This window comes from Streptococcus sp. Marseille-Q5855, assembly GCF_946901985.1.
GTDB lineage: Bacteria > Bacillota > Bacilli > Lactobacillales > Streptococcaceae > Streptococcus.
The window spans coordinates 1-16,863 of sequence record NZ_CAMPPR010000002.1; the positions used below are offsets into that span (position 1 = coordinate 1).

Genomic DNA, 16,863 nt, shown 5'->3' on the forward strand with positions numbered 1-16,863 from the left:
GCTTATGGATTTCATCCGATCCAGCTAAAAGTAGAGTCGTATTCAATTTCGTATTCACTTTTACTTAACACGATAGAAACCCACTGATTTCAAAGAATTAGCAAGCTGTGTACTATTTATGGTATAAAGAATTTGTGTTTACAAATAGTTATCATTGCTTTTCAATAGTTGAGTTTTTACTTATTTTTCATTAAAATCATTTTCGTTAATTGCTATCATTTTTTTAAATCGTATTCATCTTCGTATTCATTTTCATAATCATCTTTGCCCGTATAGTTGAGAAGGTTGCAATTTCATTCTAATAGTTTACAAAAGGATCAGTGAGTAATGTCACTGTTTTTATTTTTAACAAAACTACTACTCTCACAAGCAGATGATTTTACGCATTTGAAATGCGTTTATTCGATTTACATTGCTTGGATTTTAAATCCAACCTTTTTAAGCAACAAAAAAACCGCAAGCCTGAGCCTGCGGTTAGTGTAATCTATTTTGAAGTCTTTCTATTTTGTTGTAATCAAGCCATCTGGTTCAACTGTGAACTCTGGCTTATCAGCCATTGTTCCGTCTGCCTTGATGTAGTACCAGCCTTGACCTGCTCTGACGAATTCATTAGATACCATGTTTCCGTCCTTACTATCTAGGTAGTACCATGTGTCCTTATACTTGACCCAACCTGTCTTCATGGCACCTTCTACGTCGAAATAGTACCACTTCTCAGCGATTTTCTTCCAGCCTGTGGCCATTTCGCCTGATTGGTCAAACCAGTACCAATTGCCGTCTGAGTGCTTCTTCCAGCGGTCTGCAAGCATGTAGCCTGAACCGTCGAAGTAATACCAGGTTCCGTTGATTTTCTCAAACTTGTCTTTTGGATAAGAGCCGTCTGAGTGTACATACCAATAGCCTTTATCGTTCTTCTGCCAGCCTGTTTCGGCGCCTAGGCCGTTCTCAATATCTCGCTTAAACTGTTCACGGCTAACACCCCATTTCGCAAGATAAGGATACGGGTCAACGTGGTCGCTACTGTTATCCGGCTGGTTATTCGTACAGTATTCATGCGTTTTGATACCTGCCAAGTCGTCTGTATCAAGAGTTTTCGGCAAACCTGCTTCATCTGCTAGATTTCGTAGCAATTCGATATAAAGGCGATAGTCTGTCATGAACTCTTCTTTAGTTGAATGGCTTTCAATCAATTCAACTGCTGCATAGGTCTCAGCATTCCAACCACCCCCAACGTCCCAGGCACCATTATCAACAGGTCCTACCTGCATAACACGGCCATTTCCAACGACATGAGAAAAGAACCCAAGTCCAGGGTCCTTTCTATAGTGGTAGTCCGCCTCATTTTGAGCAGTTGAGTTGCGGTTGCCTGTTGAGTGAGCATGTACTTGTCTATAAGGTTGCACTCCGACTTGTGGCAAGCCTGTACGTAGTCTGCTTGTATCGATATCCATCCCTACTCCCTCCAAGCGTCATTCATCTGCTTCACGGCTGACTCCACAAAGGTGTCCAAGTCCTTGTTCGTCATGCTGATGTTATATTTGGTCAGCTCTGCACGGATTTTAGCACGAGCCTGTGCCAATTTTTCATCACCTTTAAAGCCTGTCTCTTGAGCTACCTGCTCCACGGCATTAACTGCGTTCTTGGCTAGGATTTCAGCGATAATAACCGCTTTTTCTCCGCCTTTTCGCAAAAGATAATCTTTTACTGTTTTTACCATGCTGCCTGCGACTACCGCTAAAAAGCCTGTCGCAAAGGCAATGATGATTTCATTAAATTGTGTCATGTGTTTTTCCTTTCTATTCTCCATAAAACTTAACATTAACGGTACCTATATAATCCCTTAAGTTTGTACCAGTTAGATATATGACTCCTCGGTTATACATATCAGCCTTAATTCTTGTTAATTTACCATTATTGAGTTGTACATATCGTATATCAGTAACCTTAATATCATTACCTTTAATATCAATATTGTACCCACCCCAGTACTGCCACATTCTTGTGTTTAACACTTCCAATAATAATGACGGTCCACTCTCCCACACCAACCTATCACCAATATAGCGTTTGACAATCTCTCTACTTCCTAACATGATTCTTACTCTATCTCTCATAGCTTCACCTACTTAAAAATATCGTAAATCGTGTGAGGGTCTTTGGTTGGAAGGGCATCGTACTGTGCTTGTGTTCCTGCCCAATAGTTGAGTGCCTGCGAACCGTTCTGATTGACAATGTTCTGACCAGGCGCCCCCGTTGCTCCTCGTTCACCATCGTTGATATTATCCAAATGAGTAAAAGCAGAGGCTCTCAATCCTCTGTAATTCACTTCAATACGGACTTCGAACCAACCACCAGAGCGCTGAGAAGCGTTCCACTGACCAAATTTACCATTTGCATCAGGCGTTTGATTTCTCAAAACACCCCAGCTATTATTCCCAAAACCTCTGTAGTAGTAATCAAGAGTATAGCCACTCGTGACTGCTTCGCCATCGTAGAATACATCCGCAAACAGATTCAATTGGCTAGTAGAGCCATTCTTATAAGAACCCTCAATACGAACGCTGGCATTTAAACTATGCCCATTATCCCCTTTTAAGCTATCCCGTTGAGTCGGTGTCAGCGTATCGAATGATGGACGATTTTCTAAGGCGGAAATCCTAGCCTTGATGGGGATATCATTGTACAACTCCCATTTTTGAGCGTAAGTAGACAAGTCTTGGTGGGAGGTCAAGTAGCCTTTCTCTTCCAGCTCCGCTTTTGTAACGAGGGTTTCTGGATGGACTCTCGGTCTACTCTCAAGGGTGTCCAGTCTTTTCTTAACCTCCCTATCCTTTAGCTCTGAGTCTTCTTTGATAGCCTTGACATCCTCACCGATTGCTCTTGCTAGATTTTCAAGGTTACTCATAGCACTCACGCTTTCGCTGCGTTATAGGTTGCGACCAAATCAACATTGGCAATCTGGTCTACACGTCCGCTGACTTCAGTTACTTTGCCAAGAAGTGCGCTATTTTCATCTTGTCCCATGCTCGTGATTTTTTCCGCGATTTCTTTCAGCGTATCCAAATTCTCAGGGGTACCTTCACCCAAGATTTCAGCCTTAACTTCAGATTTAGCTTGGGCGATTGCCTGATTCATGGCAGACGTGCTGACTTTCGTTTTCAGCTCTTCGTTTACCTTTTTGTTATCTTCCCCCACTGCCTGCGCAAATGCTGTTAATTTTGTAGTATCCATTTTGTGTTACACCTTTCCTAAATTGTAATAAAAGAGTAGGTCTGGCAATTCCTGACCTACTGGGTTCTCGCCTACAGTTCTACCTGCAAGCTGTTTTTTTACTTCTTCTGCGATATCCAGCTCTTTTAAAGCATGGACTTCTTCTGTGACCAATTCCTTATCTGAGGCGACTATCTTGATATGGACAGATTTATCACTGGGAAAAACATAGCCTCCAGCCGTGATTTCCAAGCGATAACTCCCAATCGGCAAGATAGCGTCCAGATGAAAACTCACACCTTGACTGATAACAGCTACCTGCTTCTTCCACTGGTAGCCCTCCTTGGTCAGACTGATCAGCGCCTCCTCCCCTTCCAGAGAGGAGATGACTTGGTAGTCTTCGTCTAAGAGGGCAAAACCAAAGGTGGAAGCCAAGTCCCCTTGCTTAATCAGATGCCCACCGTCAATCTGCAACAAATTGGTCATATTGAGATTACAGACCATTCTGCACCTCTTTCTATCTAATCATCTACTAAGATGTCTTCCTTAATCTCCAATTTTTCAAAATCGTTGAATAAGCGGTCTATGTAGCCATTACCTCCTAAAGCCTTGTAGCTTTTGTGCAGACTTTCCACTAGTGAAAATTCGTCTTTTGAAGTGAACCCTCTACGAATAGCCCGTCGCATATCACGGTCAAGGCGCAACTTCATGGTATTTAGATGCGCCTCGTCGTGCACTTTCAACTTCTCTTGTACTTCATCGATTTTGGAATTGCTATCTTTAGCGGTAGTCTGGACATCTTCAATCTGTTTCTTAACATCGGTTAGTTCCGAGACGATTTTATCTGTTTCTTCTTTTGTTTTCTTCGGCATTTTATAGCCCAACCAAGCCACGACGATTGGCGTCGCTGCTGATAGCACGTTCATGAAGAAATGTTCTGTTTGTTGTAAGACATCCATAAGCACCTCGCTAGTCTGCCAGATGGCTCAAACCACGGCGCTTCAATTCCTTGCGCACACGGTCTTTCCAGCGTTTATGTACCCATGAAAAGTCAACTGCTCCACGTTCCAGTAGGTTGATGTACATGTCGATTTTTGCTTGGTCTAGTGTAATCTTACTCATTGTTGCTACCTCCATTGTCTTCACTAGGGCTCTCTTGGTTTGTCGTTTCAGAAATGTCATCTTCTTTCTCGCTTTCTTTGTTATCTTCTACCGCTGGGGTTGGTTGTGTAGGTGCTTCTGCTACTGGTTGTTCAGTAGTTGGCTGCGCTGGGGCTGGTTCATCAGCTTGGTTTTCTGTGTCCGTAACCTGAGGGGTGTCCTCCTCTGCCTCTTCTTTCTCCTCCCGGTCAGACTCTCCTTGAGCTTCCAGCTCTTCCAATCGTGCTAAGATATCCTCAATATCCTGAGCATTCTGGAGATTGACCTTCTGCATGCCTTCCATGAGCTGGTTGGCTCTCTCCAGCGCTTCCGTCGTCTTAGCCAGTTGTTCTTGCGTTTTAGCCAATTGTTCTTGGTTTTTGACAATGGCGCTAGTTGGGTCAAGTTCGGTACGTAGAATCTCTTTGACTGCTTCAATGAGCGTTTCGTCCGTGTCACCCAAACGGTCACCCTCCAACTCACGAGTGAAAAAAGTAAACGGCTTGTCGCATTGAATAGAGACTTCCGTCTTGTCAACTCTAAAAAATTTATTTACTAATACAAATTCCATGTTTAATGTTCTCCTGATTATTTAAAATAAAAGTATAGTGAATCGTTTCTAGTGACATTACTTTTGAATACTTGTCTTTGATTATCGTCTTTAAATGAGATATAGAGCGCACTTCCTCTACTGAAATTATCTGGCCTTGTATCCCTATCGTACAACCGCGCATACTTCGCATAAACAGTTGTAATTGTATTGTTCTGGTGCTTAATCCGTACTTTAACATCATTTACTTTGCTCTCGTCACGATATTTATTGTTGAAATCACTTAAATCTATTGAATCAAAAATCAAATAGTCTTGTGATTCAAACGGAGTTCTTAGATTCCGGAAATATCCAACATAGACCCATTTCTCCCAAACCAAACGATTACCAACATATCGTTCTATAATCTCATGTCCTCCGACATAGATTCCTTCTCTTGTAGCCATAATACCACCTACTCATACACATCATAGATTGTGTTGGGATCTTTGGTCCGGACTGCTTCGTATTGGGCTTTCGAACCATACCAATACTTCATTTGTTGGTTTCCGTTTTGGTTTACAAATTTATTCGCGATCACTTCGGACGGTGTACTTGGAATCCCAAGCGCTGACCTGTTTACTCGCAAAACACCCGAACTATCGACTGTAATCGTTGAATTATCAGGTCTGACAACTCCGTTTGAACCAGCTGTTGCGGTTGAGGGAGTTGGACTCACTCCGTTTTTAAAAGTCTGCACAGACACTTTTTTCAACCCACGCCCATCATGAATCATGATGTTGTCCGAGTTGTTAACCTGACTAGCCTGTGGCAAATCAGTTACTTTTCGTGTCTGTGTACTAATTACTGCCATGTTATACCTCCATAATATATTTCCAATCAGCAACAATCACACGGCCGTTTTCATCAGCAAGTAAGGTATGTTCTGTACCGTCTTCCGTACGAATCGGAGCAGTGAAATCATTCTGCAAGAACATGTACTCGATAGCGTTTAGCCTATCTTCGTGCTCCTGAAACTCACGCTTTAAAGCCTCTACAGACTCATAACTTGCTTGTCTAACGTTATCTACGTTACCCAGACCAACTTGGTGCTTTGTAACGCTATGTGGATTGTTGTGATTGTTTAAGTGATTTTGAAAATCTTGCTTACTAGCCTGTTCTACGTTAGTAACATTCCCTAATCCCACCTGTTGCTTAGTGACACCGTGTGGATTGTTGTGGTTTTGGATGTGACCTGTAAGGTCAACCTTCTCGGCCTTGTTTTTAGTGACCTCGTCAATTTTTTCAGGCAGACCGTCGATGTCTGCAACCTTGTGCCTGTGACTTGCGTCGGCTTTCCCATTCCAGCGTGTCCGTTCCTGGTCAGAAACGTGACGGGCAGTGTCTTCAATATGATTATCGATATTGGTTTGTAGCTTTCTTTCTGTCGCTTTCAATTCAGGGACAGTTGCATAAACCAAGTCAGTCGCATTGTATTGAATGGTAATCTGACTATTCTTACTAATAGTCGTATTGAAATCATAATCTCGATATACATAAGCAGATGTTTTAGGAGGAATCACATCTCCCTGTTCTGCCCAAGTGTACATGTACATGAATTCTTCATGATTCCCACGTTTTGCAAACACACCGATTTCGTTCACAATCATTTCACGCTCAATCCGTGAGTTATCAAACCTCGCTGTGAGACGAATCGTGTCAGCTACATCCGTCGATAAAGACTGTGTCACTTGCAAAGAATGAACTATTTGAGCTACATCATTCTTCTTGCCAGCGTCCGTCCGATGCCGGCCACTACCCAAAGCTATTCGAGTGAAAACCAGTGGTTCTCTATTTTGAATTGCTAAAGCTGTTTCGCTGATTGCTTTATCGGTCACAATAGGCTGGATAAAATATCCCATTTATTTCCTCCTATTCAAATCGAACTGAACGAATATCACTGAATGTATGAGCGCTAATATAAATTGTGTTCATCATTGGCGCTTCAACCGAGAATTGGATTCCTAAGTGAGCAGGAATCAATTCACGCACATACTTTAAAAAACGGTTCAAATATCCAGTTGGCAGTTCTCCTAAAAATCGGATATGTACCGCCGAACCCTTGACCGTTACTAAATTATTGACATTCGTAAAGCTCTTTGTAATTTTTTGTAAACTCACTGAGTTTATTTTTATTTTGGAAGAAATTAAAGTGATTAGATACCGCCTTCGCTCTTCCAAATCAATTGTTTTCGGTTTTACCTGCAAAGCTTTTTCCCAACGTGTAATCCAGTCTTCGGTCGCTTCTGGCAACAACATCAACCGTCTTGTGTCAAAGATTAAGTCTGTAATCAATTCCAGCTCTGGAATCTCAGTTTCAAACAAATCATTGATTGTTGGATCTAAGACCTCTGGCAAAGCCGATAACATACGATATCTAACTTGTGACATTGATAGTTACCTCCGCTAGTTTCGGAAGCATGTTGGTAGAAAGTTCAATACTTTGTTCCCTGTCATTCAACAAAATACGGTCCACATCTCGAACCCCATTAATTCTGTCAATGATCGTGGCAACTTTATAATTTCGAACCTCTTTCTCTTCAAATGCTTCTTCACGTAAGTATTTAATGAGTTGGACTTTCGCCTCGTGCTTGATGGTTGCGATATCTACATCTTCATCAATCTTGATTGTTGCGGTAATACGAACGTCGTAGCCACTTACAGACTGCACAGTCACATAGGCACCAATCGGAGCTACACCTAACCCATGGCCACTTGGCTCAGGATCTAGATAATTCTTGAACTTCTTTACCAGCTCTGAACTAGCTTCGTTACCGTCAGCATCCGTAATAGATACACGTACCGTGTTTTCTCCCTTCCAGAGCGGTTCGATAAGTGCCGAACCTACACCAACAAACTCACTTGCCCATTTCTTGTATTGGGCAATGTTCCCGTTTAAGGTCGGTGTTTTCAGATACTCAATAGTCCGTTTACGGAGTTGTTTATCTGTCTCTTCGTCTTCTCCTACAACGATGACAGAGCCGATTTCTGCCCCTTTAAAGTCGCTCAACACATCAATATTGATGAGTTGCCCTCTTACATAGTTAGGTGCATTTCCGACTTGTTCAGCTACTACGCTATACTCGAATCCAGAGCGACGTTCTAAGACACGGAAATTATACTCACTATTAACCACACTGAAACGAGTCCCGAGTGGGATTTCTTGCTTGAATTGAACCAATCGAACCGATGCCGTAGCTGGCAAACGTTCAACTCCGAACTGCCTACATAAACGAGTTAGGAAGATTCCTGTACTCGTATCTAAAAAGTTAACTTCCTCATACGATTTTAAAACCGTATACTGAATGGCAACTTCTCGAGCTGCAGGCGCAACTAGATTGTACAAGACAGACCCTTGTCTCTTGTCATACCTATCATCAAACAAGGCCAGCATATCCTCTAAAATCTCTGGATATGTTTTTACCTTAATCATCGCTTTACCTCCAAATCCATCTCAAATGTTCCAAAATCACTATCAACCATGAACTGCACATAAAACTCATCTTTCTTTACCTTGGTAGAAAAAGAGTGAGCCTCATGAATCCTGTCATCTTCATACAAGGCCTCTTTTATGCGCCGTGCGATATCCATCTGGGCATAATCCATATCCCCACCAAATAAAGCGTCTAACTCAACACCGTAGCGATGATCATAAATCGTATAGATGAACCGTTCAGTCGTCAGCATTCGTCTGATTGATTGCTTCAGAGCATGAATGCCATCTGTTTCTAGCAAGATATTGGTTTCATCTAGTGTTAAGCTAGGCTGTTTCTTAGCTTCAACAACATTTTTAGCGATGTTTAAAAAGTTTGTTTTAGGAGTACTCATTCATCAGAACCCCCTTTCACTTTGCGCTTGTAGTGGAATATCTTCTTGTACAAGACATAATAAAACCCTCCACCATCTTGTCTGATGAGATGAAGGGTTTGACCTACGTACTCAGGATCCAATGCTTCATCGGTCCATGTGACGGCGAGCATAGAATCATCCAAAATCAACTCATTGGTCAATTGGATTTTGAGTGGAGAAACCGATAAAACGACACCAGTCGTTATCTTTGCGAACTGGCGATTTTCAATGAAATTACTAATCAATTTCTTTAGATTTTCTATTACTTCCATCTACTCACTTCCTGCCATAAATAATTTAATTTCCATCGTGTGCTTTTCATCGCTAAAAGAATGAGTTGCCTCTTCAATGACATACCACCCTTTCTTCTCAATATCCTTAACATCCACATAGACTGCATGACCTGCTAAAAAGTCAATACTTCCAATATCAGCTTTCAGACTGAACGTTTCTTTGGGACGGTTTTTCATCTTCAAGAGCATTTCGCCCCATTGCTTGATTTGCCCCTCAGTTGCTTTCTCATCCGCTTTTTTCATGTACTGGAGTTTTCCCCAAGCGCCGATATTGTAGCTGTCCTGATAGATGTAGACCTCTCTCTTCTTGGTTTCTTTGTTCTCTTGGATCAAGCGGACAATATTGGCACTATCCTCAATCGAACCTTCAAACTCAAAGCTAGACATAAATGATTCATTTCCGATGATGTATTGGATTGGTAAGTTTTTGGGAGTTGTTAGCGTCAACTCTCCGAACTTGTCATACAAAACCAGCAATTCTCCACTTTGTACCAAAGTCTCGTCCATGGCTTCTTGGATAATATCCAGAGCCTTCTTATCTTCCTTCAATTGAGGGGATAAAGTCACGGCTGGGGCTTTTAGTTCCCCAATCTTCAAATCAAAATCTCCTGCGATTGCCGAGACGATTTGATTGACATTTTTGTCCTTAGCAACAAAGTTGATATTGCGTAACAAGTACTTTATCTGGTCGTGAAAGGTCAAGGTTGTTTTGGTATCTTTTTCGTACTTGACTTTGGTCAAATAACCAAAGAATACCTCTTTATCATCTAGCTTGAAAGCAAGTGGAGAACCGTATTCAAAAGCTACTTTTGTAGAGTTGTACAAGGTAATCTCCACGCTCCAAGCTGACCCTTTTCTAGTTGTCTTGAATTCGACTTTTTCAGACACAGTTGCTAAATCCCATGTATCTCCAGTTTTATTGTTCTGATAGAATAATTGCATCATGGTATCACAAACTCCTGTCCAGGATAAATCCAATGAGGGTCTTTGATTTTGTCTTTGTTGGCTTCGTAGATTTCAGTATATCGGCTGCCATCTCCGTAAAATGTCTGAGCAATTCCCCAAAGAGTATCCCCACTAACAACCGTATGGCTTTTTTGAGCAGGTTTCTCAGTCGTAGGGCTACGTTCTTCAGTAGCTTTTGCCTGAGGTTTCTTTTTAGTAGCCTCAAGTGCTTTTTTGTCTTTAATAGTGACCTTACGTGGCTTATGAGACCGATATTGTAAGAACTTAATCTTATAAATCAGGTCATTTTCATATCCCGTCTTGGTAGAGACATCGAATTGTTCCACTATAAATTTCCCGTTAATAGCAGAACCAAAAGCACCCCCAATCATTAATTGAATAGGAGTGCCTTCCGTCTTAAATTTACGAATAGATGATACAAAGGATTCTGGAGAGACACGGCTATTCCGTTGGTAGTTTCCGTCATATCTTCCACTAGGAATAAAGGATTCAAACTCAATCGATTGAAGCTCTGGATTTCCGACAAGCGGAACGTTACCAGTATCGATGATAGCGACTGTCTCAATTCCTTGTTTGTCCTCCAGTTTGATTTCTTCTGGATTCACTGGCAATTTAATGCCTTCAATAAATATAAACATCTGCTACCTCCTTCCTAGTAAGCCATAAGACCATCAGCGCCATTATTCAAAGCGTCTACAATCGTTGCATTCAAATCATCCAATACGTTGGCATACTGGCCAGCGTTGTTAATGGAGTCAATATTGGTGACAATCTCTGGTTTCAAGGTAATAAAGTTCTGTTGCCACTTCATTGTCGCAACGTCCTTAATTAACTTGATGTATTCATCGTCCAGTTTGATTTCATCTTCAATCTTTCCGACTTTATCTAATTTACCACCGGTAGGATTGTGACCGCCATCTTTTCCTCCGTCTCCTTGTCCAGGTACTGAACTCGCTGGGCTGAGTTCGTAAGGTGTAGTGCCTTGGCCACCCAAGAAATTGTTTCCTGCACCGTTGGCATCTCCAGCTCCTTTGAAGAAACCACCGACAGCCTTATCAATACCTTTACCGATTTCGTATCCTTTGTTAAAGGCTCCCATTCGGTCTCCAAGTTCAAGATAACTCAGTTGTGGAGTGTCAAGGTGCGGAGTTTCTAAACCAGCCTTGTGTTGTTTCAGACCATCTGCCAAGTGCAGACCTTCAAAGGTTTTTTTAACTGGTTTTTGCATACTATCAATCGCACCAGCGATATTTCCAGCGAAGTTGCTTCTGGTTAGTGAGACTGAACCAACTGCTTTGACGTTCAACCCAAGGCCATTTAAGAACCCTATCATCTTGTTAAATCCGCCAAGAACAGAGTTAATCATCCCCTCAACTGCACCAATAACACTATTGACCATATTATCTACGAAACCTGCAATAGCGACAGCCATATCACGTCCGCCTTGAGCGATATCATACCAAGCGCTTTGAACTTGGAAAGACATCTCGTTCCATAAATTAACTGCACCAGTAACAAACCAGTCGATAAAGTCTAAAATGCCTATCAAAATAGTTAAGATAGCCTGATATAGAAACATCCAGAATGCTATTGCGGTATTAACATACCAAAAAACACCCTGTAGCATCATATTAATCACCCAGATAGCTGCATTGACAATAATAAGAAGTATATTCCAAATGGTCATTCCTAGGTAAAATATAGCCCCTATGATGATTCCTGTAGCTGATACGGCTGCACCAGTAAGATTGTTAAACCATGCGACCAAGGCATAGAAGAGGCCGATAAGAATAATGACTGCCATTACAATCAACATGATTGGGTTCATTGCCAAAACTGCATTAAAAGCAGCCATAGCTGTTTTAGCCGCGTTGGTAGCAATACTAAATAGTTTAGTGGCGATTTCTGCTGCGTTCATGGCAACTACATAGGCACCTATAGCAATTGCTACGGCAATAATAATTGGTTGAATCACAGACCAGTTATCGGCAACAAATTGAGCAATCGGCGCCAACATATTCCAAACAGCCCCAATCATATCCATGGCAAAGATAACCGCTTGAACGACATATTGAAGCACCGTGGCTACAATCTGGGCAAATTGTTGGAAAGCTGACGAGTTCACTATCTGATTTATCTTAATCGATATTGGTTCAAGCGCTTTGGTCACAAAGTTCAGGAAGTTCTGCCATGCCCTGCCCCAAGTTAGGGGCATATTGCGGAATTGCTTGTCAATCGTATCGCTTGCTTCCAGCATGGCAGTTTTGACAATGTCGGCCGTAATCTTCCCGTCTGCTCCAAGTTTCTTAACCTCGCCACGGCTAACGCCTAACTTGTTTGCGATGGCTTGGATTAAGGCTGGTGAAGTTTCAGCTAGAGAACGCAACTCATCACCTTGCAACTTACCACTGGCCATAGCCTGAGTAAGCTGAAGCATGGCACTTTTTTGCTCTTCAATGCTTGCGCCACCAACAACAAAGGATTTGTTCATAGTTTCCAAAAAGGCAATTGTTTCACCGTTGTTTTGGAAAACATCGCCAGCTTGCATCCTCATCTTAGCGACACCGTTTGCCATGGTTGTATAGGCCGAGCCTGTACGCTGTGCGGATGTATAGATAGACTTTTGCAGTTCCTCTGTCGTCTGCGTACTATCTCGAATCATATCTAAACGAGCATGCATATTGGCGTACTCGTCTGACATGCCTATAGCTTGTTTGGTAATTTTACCGACTGCAATACCAGCTAAAGTGGTCTTCAACAAACCTTTCAAAGATACTAATCTACTTAGCTTGTTAGAAGTATTATTCGAGGCATTCCCTAAATCTCTTAGAGCCAGTTCTTCTTTTTTGAGTCCTGCAGCTGCTAGAGTTGCACTGTTGACAAACCTACCGTTGACATCAACGACTCGCCCAGCTTTATTGACAAAATATTGACCAGAATCACCAGCTTTTTTCATAGCGGATTCTTGAGCCTTCATAGCTTTATCTATGCCAGAACCTGCATTTTTGACACGCTCCATAGTTGCATAGATTCTATTTAAAGTGCCTGTGACTCTATCGGTCAAAGACATGGTTGTTTGTATATTTGCCAATAGAATCACCTCACTTCTTCATTGCTTTTTTACGTTGTAGCCCCTCTTCGTGCATGACTGCAGCGAAAAAGGCTTTTTCTTCTACATCCATATTCACAAATTCACTAGGGCGAATGTAATAGTTTACGAGGGCGAAGTAGGCAAGTTTTGCCTCCGCGTCCTCTTTTATTAGTTTTTTGCCTCGTCAACCTTGTCTTGGAATGTTTGGTTGATACCGCTGAGTTCGGTCACAGCTTCCAAAATCAAGGCGCTTTCGCCCCAGTTAAACATAGTACCGAATAACTCAGAAGCTCCCATTGCTCCATACGAATCTTGCAATTCTTTATCGTTAAGGTCAGGAACCACGATAGACGCAATACAGATTTCACGGTTATATTTAACACCGTCAAATACACGCTCTTGGCGTCCGTTGCGACCAGGCTTATTGACAAAGCAACGGTCATTGATTAAGTCCGCTTCACGAGCACTCAACACTCGAATTTTAACTGGTTCCTCAAAAGAAGGAAGCAAGACATCCTTAGTCTCTTCCCCTTTTTTATTTTGTTTCAAAAATGCTTTTAATCCACTCACCACTATTTCCTCCTTATGTTAGTATGTAATTTCTTGGAATTCTGATAAAATATCAAAATCTTGGAATGTGAAGTCCGTTTCTTCGTCAATGACCTCATCCGCTGATCCATCTAGTTTAAAGATAAGTGATTCTTTGAACAGAACCCCTTTCAAAACGATGGTATAGCGACCTGCACGAGATGTGCGGTCTTCGTTAGTACACTTGATATCAATACGAGGCAAAATACCTTGTTTGACATAGTTTAAAGCCATCGCCTTTAATTCTGGACGGTGGTAGTACATCTTCAACGAACCTGTACCTTCTGCGCCGACAATCTTACCACCCTTCATACGAGAGTTGAGAGGGGTAACATCAGCTTTTGTGTATTCAACCTTTGTTTCTAGCGAGATAAGCTCTGCTAGTTCATATTGCTTGTCATTGATTGTAAAGAAGACTGTTCCTTCCTTAGCTGACAAAGCATCTAATTGGTTCATAATAGCCATTAGCTAGTTTCTCCTTTCTTAATCACAGATAACCGTCATGTACAAGATTTCCATAGCGTCCGTCAAGACAACTGGCAAGTTTACCACGACAGATTCTTTGGTGATACCTTGTGAAATCTCAATATCTTTCGCTTTATACTCCAAGGCTTGCTTTTGAGCAAGTGGATCAAGGACCATTGTGATGATTCGCTGTTTAAACAACTCACGACCATTCACGTTGTTTGGCACTTTACCGATGAAGTAGTTCTCAAAGATATACTTGACATTGGTATTGATATTATCCATGGTGCGGACAAGTTTGTTCTTACCAAAAATACGACTGTGTTCTGCCGTATAGCTAGTAAATGAGTTCACGTCTGACAGGATAATCACTTTTTCATTTCGATAAGCAAAGATAAGCTGACCTTTATTGATGAGCTTTTCAGCCTCTGCTTCGTTCTTACGCTCACAGTCGATAGCGCCTGGATAAGACTTGAATGTATTGGATTGCAAGCCAGCCCCTGCATACTTACCAGCTACGAAGTAAACACAATCCTTAGCGCTTAGTTTCGTACCATCGCTCAATGTAACCCCGTTACCGACTGATACAACACCTTCATCGTCAGCATCCGTGTAATCATTCAAGACTGCAATGACTGAACGACCAGCGTCACGCCATTTCTTGATATGAGCCGTAACAAGTGCTTTCGTTGCACTTTCATCTGTACCCAGAGCCAAGACACGGAAGTCTTGAGTATCGAGTGCATTTAGGAAATCTTCAACCTCTGAATTGGTTGTAGCTCCATCAGTACCACCTTCAAGCAAGATTGTTTTATCTTCTGTTGTTAAAGTGCCCGTTACATTCACATAGTCATTCTTAAATGGCAAGGCTGTGATGATTTGTTTATCAACTTCTTTTCCAAAGAAAACAGTTGTTACTTCAAAGCCAGTATCAACTTGTTTCTTGAAGATAACATGAATATGGTTACCAGCTAATCCTTTGTATTTAGCTGTAACGACCATATCGTTTTCTGTTTTCGTTGCCTGTAGCCCAGTGTTGTTCACACCGTTGTAGACAAGAACCTTACCGGTACCTTTCAAGGCTTCACGAATTGGAAGAAGTTCATCAATCGGTTTACCAAATAGGCGACGGAAGTTGCTTGTACCGTCAACAAGGGTAAAAGCACCAGGCTCTCCCCAAGATCCAGCAATCATAACTGCTGCAATCGTATTGTCTTCCAAAGGAACAATCACATCATCTCTTGATACGAAATTGATGTAGGCCTTTGGAACTCGTTTATTCTGTACTCTCCATTGTGCCATTAGTTAGCCACACCCTTTCTCCAGTCTTCTAAAATGCGTCTTACTTCTGCTAGTGAGTATGACTGGTCATCTTCCAGCAAAACGTTTAACAAAGTTGCATCATCTTCAAAATACTTGAGCAATGCCTCTTTACCAAATTTTTCTTCAGTGGTTGGTACCACTGGTTCGGTTACATAACCTAGTTCTTCATTCATTTCCATGAGAAGTTTCACCTATCCTTTCTAATATTTGCATTCTTGGTTCTTCTTCAACCCATCGAACGTATCGAGTGATTGTAAATGTGCATATCAAGTCATTGGCATTGTATTCCACCTTCAAATCATTGATAGGGTACTTATCCCCTAAATAACGAAAGGAAGGCGAATTAAACACCGTTTCAATCTCTTCAAACTTTTGGTATAAGTCTGTTGTTTTTTCGGTGTAGTAATGCAGCAAGACAATAAAAACCTGCTTATCGTTTTGGTTTGCCAACCGCTTTCGAGTCACAGGCTTCACATCTACAATAAAACAAGGTGTTTTCAATCCTTGCTGGATTTGTTCATCATAGACCTTGCACCCAAACACATCTTTGAGTTGCTTGATGACGAGTGGTCTAATACTATAATCCACCTAATTCCTCCTTTAGCCTCTCTTCGATTTGTTGTGTGATTTGTGGAATTTTCTGTTTAATCTGTTCTTCTGTCAGTCTCATCATGAAGCGTCCTTCCACCCAAGGATTGACCAAACGCTTGCCGATTGCAGGGACATAACGCCCTACTTGTTGACGGTGTCCACTTTCGACGAAAGAAGCGTATTCCATGGGGTTGAATGCGATAACCTCATACACATTCCCATTTTTGCTTACTTCCATCTTCCACGATTGATTTAACTTACCTGTTAAGCCCTTTGGTGTTCGTTCCTTAACCTCTTTCAAAAAGGCTAGGCCGATATCTTTAGCAGCCTGCATAAACTCAGAATCAATGATTGCCTGAGCCCGTTCAAGTCGTTTCAAGAACTCTTGAACATCACTATCATCATAACCACTCATGTCGTCTCACCACAATTTCTTGATGCGTGACATAGACCATCGGGTCTTCACTGGTCAGGTACTGAACACCATCTACGACCAATTTACTACCAGCTTTGATAGTAAATTTAGGCGAACAGAAAATCTTGTGTTCTGTCTTGAGTTGGTGCGCTTCGTTCTGCTCAGTATTCACTAAGTTACGAACAGAGACACGACAGGGAACCTTCTTGTAGATTTCTTTGAACTCTACAAAATCAGCTCCGTTTGTTTTCGTACTCTCGACAGAAGCAAACACATCCATCTTTTTATCATAGGTCCATTCAATGCTTGGTGTTGCCTGAGATAGAACATCATTGATATTCAT

At 41.7% G+C, this 16,863-nt stretch carries 26 protein-coding genes; all 26 read right to left on the reverse strand.

Going from position 1 to position 16,863, the window contains the following annotated elements; translation table 11 throughout:
• Positions 1–500 precede the first annotated feature (500 nt).
• Positions 501–1,451: an N-acetylmuramoyl-L-alanine amidase gene (locus OC529_RS02250; protein WP_173214584.1), complete on the reverse strand. Its 951-nt coding sequence runs from the start codon at positions 1,449–1,451 to the stop codon at positions 501–503.
• A 2-nt stretch (positions 1,452–1,453) separates the two neighbouring features.
• Positions 1,454–1,783 (reverse strand): phage holin, encoded by a 330-nt coding sequence (locus OC529_RS02255; protein ID WP_262081380.1) that lies wholly within the window; start codon positions 1,781–1,783, stop codon positions 1,454–1,456.
• A gap of 13 nt (positions 1,784–1,796) precedes the next feature.
• Positions 1,797–2,114, reverse strand: coding sequence for a hypothetical protein (locus tag OC529_RS02260; RefSeq protein WP_112445805.1), 318 nt, complete (start codon positions 2,112–2,114; stop codon positions 1,797–1,799).
• Between the two features lie 8 nt (positions 2,115–2,122).
• Positions 2,123–2,905, reverse strand: coding sequence for a hypothetical protein (locus OC529_RS02265; RefSeq protein WP_262081381.1), 783 nt, complete (start codon positions 2,903–2,905; stop codon positions 2,123–2,125).
• Positions 2,906–2,910: 5 nt separating this feature from the next.
• Positions 2,911–3,231, reverse strand: coding sequence for a hypothetical protein (locus OC529_RS02270; protein ID WP_112445809.1), 321 nt, complete (start codon positions 3,229–3,231; stop codon positions 2,911–2,913).
• A gap of 6 nt (positions 3,232–3,237) precedes the next feature.
• The gene (locus OC529_RS02275) at positions 3,238–3,714 is read right to left on the reverse strand and encodes a hypothetical protein (protein ID WP_112445810.1); all 477 of its coding nucleotides are present in this window, start codon (positions 3,712–3,714) and stop codon (positions 3,238–3,240) included.
• Between the two features lie 17 nt (positions 3,715–3,731).
• Positions 3,732–4,169 (reverse strand): hypothetical protein, encoded by a 438-nt coding sequence (locus tag OC529_RS02280; RefSeq protein WP_262081382.1) that lies wholly within the window; start codon positions 4,167–4,169, stop codon positions 3,732–3,734.
• Positions 4,170–4,179: 10 nt separating this feature from the next.
• Positions 4,180–4,332: a hypothetical protein gene (locus OC529_RS02285; RefSeq protein ID WP_173214043.1), complete on the reverse strand. Its 153-nt coding sequence runs from the start codon at positions 4,330–4,332 to the stop codon at positions 4,180–4,182.
• Positions 4,325–4,921 (reverse strand): hypothetical protein, encoded by a 597-nt coding sequence (locus OC529_RS02290; protein ID WP_262081383.1) that lies wholly within the window; start codon positions 4,919–4,921, stop codon positions 4,325–4,327. Before OC529_RS02290 ends, OC529_RS02285 begins: the two co-directional genes overlap by 8 nt.
• Positions 4,922–4,938: 17 nt before the next feature.
• On the reverse strand, positions 4,939–5,346 hold the full coding sequence (locus OC529_RS02295; protein WP_262081384.1) for a hypothetical protein: 408 nt from the start codon (positions 5,344–5,346) through the stop codon (positions 4,939–4,941).
• 8 nt (positions 5,347–5,354) lie between these two features.
• Entirely contained in the window at positions 5,355–5,753 is a 399-nt protein-coding gene (locus OC529_RS02300; protein ID WP_173278737.1) for a hypothetical protein, read from the reverse strand.
• Position 5,754: 1 nt separating this feature from the next.
• Complete coding sequence (locus tag OC529_RS02305) at positions 5,755–6,801, reverse strand: hypothetical protein (protein WP_262081385.1); 1,047 nt, start codon at positions 6,799–6,801, stop codon at positions 5,755–5,757.
• A gap of 10 nt (positions 6,802–6,811) precedes the next feature.
• Complete coding sequence (locus OC529_RS02310; RefSeq protein ID WP_049512697.1) at positions 6,812–7,330, reverse strand: DUF2313 domain-containing protein; 519 nt, start codon at positions 7,328–7,330, stop codon at positions 6,812–6,814.
• Positions 7,317–8,372 (reverse strand): baseplate J/gp47 family protein, encoded by a 1,056-nt coding sequence (locus OC529_RS02315; RefSeq protein WP_262081386.1) that lies wholly within the window; start codon positions 8,370–8,372, stop codon positions 7,317–7,319. The genes OC529_RS02310 and OC529_RS02315 overlap by 14 nt, the downstream gene beginning before the upstream one ends.
• Positions 8,369–8,767, reverse strand: a complete 399-nt coding sequence (locus OC529_RS02320) for a DUF2634 domain-containing protein (protein WP_000106741.1) — start codon at positions 8,765–8,767, stop codon at positions 8,369–8,371. The genes OC529_RS02315 and OC529_RS02320 overlap by 4 nt, the downstream gene beginning before the upstream one ends.
• Positions 8,764–9,060 (reverse strand): DUF2577 family protein, encoded by a 297-nt coding sequence (locus OC529_RS02325; RefSeq protein WP_049500563.1) that lies wholly within the window; start codon positions 9,058–9,060, stop codon positions 8,764–8,766. Before OC529_RS02325 ends, OC529_RS02320 begins: the two co-directional genes overlap by 4 nt.
• Positions 9,061–10,026, reverse strand: a complete 966-nt coding sequence (locus tag OC529_RS02330) for a hypothetical protein (RefSeq protein WP_262081387.1) — start codon at positions 10,024–10,026, stop codon at positions 9,061–9,063.
• Positions 10,023–10,685: a LysM peptidoglycan-binding domain-containing protein gene (locus tag OC529_RS02335; RefSeq protein WP_262081389.1), complete on the reverse strand. Its 663-nt coding sequence runs from the start codon at positions 10,683–10,685 to the stop codon at positions 10,023–10,025. Before OC529_RS02335 ends, OC529_RS02330 begins: the two co-directional genes overlap by 4 nt.
• Positions 10,686–10,699: 14 nt before the next feature.
• Positions 10,700–13,138 (reverse strand): tape measure protein, encoded by a 2,439-nt coding sequence (locus OC529_RS02340; protein ID WP_262081390.1) that lies wholly within the window; start codon positions 13,136–13,138, stop codon positions 10,700–10,702.
• Between the two features lie 168 nt (positions 13,139–13,306).
• Positions 13,307–13,708, reverse strand: a complete 402-nt coding sequence (locus OC529_RS02345; RefSeq protein ID WP_050253802.1) for a phage tail assembly chaperone — start codon at positions 13,706–13,708, stop codon at positions 13,307–13,309.
• 18 nt (positions 13,709–13,726) lie between these two features.
• The gene (locus OC529_RS02350) at positions 13,727–14,191 is read right to left on the reverse strand and encodes a phage tail tube protein (RefSeq protein WP_173214034.1); all 465 of its coding nucleotides are present in this window, start codon (positions 14,189–14,191) and stop codon (positions 13,727–13,729) included.
• Positions 14,192–14,209: 18 nt separating this feature from the next.
• The gene (locus OC529_RS02355) at positions 14,210–15,493 is read right to left on the reverse strand and encodes a phage tail sheath subtilisin-like domain-containing protein (RefSeq protein ID WP_112445693.1); all 1,284 of its coding nucleotides are present in this window, start codon (positions 15,491–15,493) and stop codon (positions 14,210–14,212) included.
• Entirely contained in the window at positions 15,493–15,687 is a 195-nt protein-coding gene (locus OC529_RS02360) for a hypothetical protein (RefSeq protein ID WP_173229635.1), read from the reverse strand. Before OC529_RS02360 ends, OC529_RS02355 begins: the two co-directional genes overlap by 1 nt.
• Positions 15,680–16,102, reverse strand: a complete 423-nt coding sequence (locus tag OC529_RS02365; protein ID WP_050390754.1) for a DUF6838 family protein — start codon at positions 16,100–16,102, stop codon at positions 15,680–15,682. Before OC529_RS02365 ends, OC529_RS02360 begins: the two co-directional genes overlap by 8 nt.
• Positions 16,092–16,520 (reverse strand): HK97 gp10 family phage protein, encoded by a 429-nt coding sequence (locus OC529_RS02370; protein ID WP_050253783.1) that lies wholly within the window; start codon positions 16,518–16,520, stop codon positions 16,092–16,094. The genes OC529_RS02365 and OC529_RS02370 overlap by 11 nt, the downstream gene beginning before the upstream one ends.
• A complete protein-coding gene (locus OC529_RS02375) occupies positions 16,507–16,863 on the reverse strand; it encodes a hypothetical protein (RefSeq protein ID WP_112445688.1) in 357 nt (118 codons plus the stop codon). Before OC529_RS02375 ends, OC529_RS02370 begins: the two co-directional genes overlap by 14 nt.

Excerpts from the sequence above, each read along its gene's own strand:
- OC529_RS02310 (WP_049512697.1), bottom strand. The coding sequence starts at position 7,330 with ATGTCACAAGTTAGATATCGTATGTTATCGGCTTTGCCAGAGGTCTTA.
- OC529_RS02275 (WP_112445810.1), bottom strand. The coding sequence starts at position 3,714 with ATGGTCTGTAATCTCAATATGACCAATTTGTTGCAGATTGACGGTGGG.
- OC529_RS02330 (WP_262081387.1), bottom strand. The coding sequence starts at position 10,026 with ATGATGCAATTATTCTATCAGAACAATAAAACTGGAGATACATGGGAT.
- OC529_RS02320 (WP_000106741.1), bottom strand. The coding sequence starts at position 8,767 with ATGAGTACTCCTAAAACAAACTTTTTAAACATCGCTAAAAATGTTGTT.
- OC529_RS02290 (WP_262081383.1), bottom strand. The coding sequence starts at position 4,921 with ATGGAATTTGTATTAGTAAATAAATTTTTTAGAGTTGACAAGACGGAA.
- OC529_RS02375 (WP_112445688.1), bottom strand. The coding sequence starts at position 16,863 with ATGAATATCAATGATGTTCTATCTCAGGCAACACCAAGCATTGAATGG.
- OC529_RS02250 (WP_173214584.1), bottom strand. The coding sequence starts at position 1,451 with ATGGATATCGATACAAGCAGACTACGTACAGGCTTGCCACAAGTCGGA.
- OC529_RS02265 (WP_262081381.1), bottom strand. The coding sequence starts at position 2,905 with ATGAGTAACCTTGAAAATCTAGCAAGAGCAATCGGTGAGGATGTCAAG.
- OC529_RS02270 (WP_112445809.1), bottom strand. The coding sequence starts at position 3,231 with ATGGATACTACAAAATTAACAGCATTTGCGCAGGCAGTGGGGGAAGAT.
- OC529_RS02355 (WP_112445693.1), bottom strand. The coding sequence starts at position 15,493 with ATGGCACAATGGAGAGTACAGAATAAACGAGTTCCAAAGGCCTACATC.
- OC529_RS02280 (WP_262081382.1), bottom strand. The coding sequence starts at position 4,169 with ATGGATGTCTTACAACAAACAGAACATTTCTTCATGAACGTGCTATCA.
- OC529_RS02285 (WP_173214043.1), bottom strand. The coding sequence starts at position 4,332 with ATGAGTAAGATTACACTAGACCAAGCAAAAATCGACATGTACATCAAC.
- OC529_RS02295 (WP_262081384.1), bottom strand. The coding sequence starts at position 5,346 with ATGGCTACAAGAGAAGGAATCTATGTCGGAGGACATGAGATTATAGAA.
- OC529_RS02325 (WP_049500563.1), bottom strand. The coding sequence starts at position 9,060 with ATGGAAGTAATAGAAAATCTAAAGAAATTGATTAGTAATTTCATTGAA.
- OC529_RS02360 (WP_173229635.1), bottom strand. The coding sequence starts at position 15,687 with ATGAATGAAGAACTAGGTTATGTAACCGAACCAGTGGTACCAACCACT.
- OC529_RS02255 (WP_262081380.1), bottom strand. The coding sequence starts at position 1,783 with ATGACACAATTTAATGAAATCATCATTGCCTTTGCGACAGGCTTTTTA.
- OC529_RS02300 (WP_173278737.1), bottom strand. The coding sequence starts at position 5,753 with ATGGCAGTAATTAGTACACAGACACGAAAAGTAACTGATTTGCCACAG.
- OC529_RS02305 (WP_262081385.1), bottom strand. The coding sequence starts at position 6,801 with ATGGGATATTTTATCCAGCCTATTGTGACCGATAAAGCAATCAGCGAA.
- OC529_RS02315 (WP_262081386.1), bottom strand. The coding sequence starts at position 8,372 with ATGATTAAGGTAAAAACATATCCAGAGATTTTAGAGGATATGCTGGCC.
- OC529_RS02370 (WP_050253783.1), bottom strand. The coding sequence starts at position 16,520 with ATGAGTGGTTATGATGATAGTGATGTTCAAGAGTTCTTGAAACGACTT.
- OC529_RS02350 (WP_173214034.1), bottom strand. The coding sequence starts at position 14,191 with ATGGCTATTATGAACCAATTAGATGCTTTGTCAGCTAAGGAAGGAACA.
- OC529_RS02260 (WP_112445805.1), bottom strand. The coding sequence starts at position 2,114 with ATGAGAGATAGAGTAAGAATCATGTTAGGAAGTAGAGAGATTGTCAAA.
- OC529_RS02335 (WP_262081389.1), bottom strand. The coding sequence starts at position 10,685 with ATGTTTATATTTATTGAAGGCATTAAATTGCCAGTGAATCCAGAAGAA.